This is a genomic window from Streptomyces sp. DH12 (assembly GCF_020873895.1).
Classification (GTDB): Bacteria; Actinomycetota; Actinomycetes; order Streptomycetales; family Streptomycetaceae; genus Streptomyces.
Genome location: NZ_JAHWGT010001217.1, coordinates 1 through 436 on the forward strand (window position 1 = coordinate 1; position 436 = coordinate 436).

At 67.2% G+C, this 436-nt stretch carries 1 protein-coding gene; it reads left to right on the top strand.

The features are described from left to right. Positions 1–436, top strand: a 436-nt coding sequence (locus LPA54_RS39325; protein WP_228985183.1) for a penicillin acylase family protein, incomplete at both ends; no start/stop codon positions are given.

The following is a 436-nucleotide window of genomic DNA, read 5'->3' on the forward strand; positions in this document are numbered from 1 at the left end:
CGGCTACACCCTGCCCGGCAAGATCCCGACCCGTGCGGAGAAGCACGACGGTTCCGTCCCCGCCCCCGGCTGGGACCCGGACTACGAGTGGACCGGCTGGGTCGACCAGGACGAACTGCCCTACGAGTACGACCCGGAGCGCGGCTACATCGTCACCGCCAACCAGGCCGTCGTCGACGAGGACTACCCGTACACGCTGACCACGGACTGGGGGTACGGCGCCCGCAGCCAGCGGATCAACGACCTGATCCAGTCGAAGATCAAGGACGGCGGGAAGATCTCCACCGACGACATGCGGCAGATGCAGCTGGACAACTCCAGCGCCATCGCCAAGCTGCTGGTGCCCGAACTGCTCAAGATCGACGTCGACGACCCGCACGTCCGCGAGGCGCAGAAGCTGCTGGAGGGCTGGGACTACACCCAGGACGCCGACTCG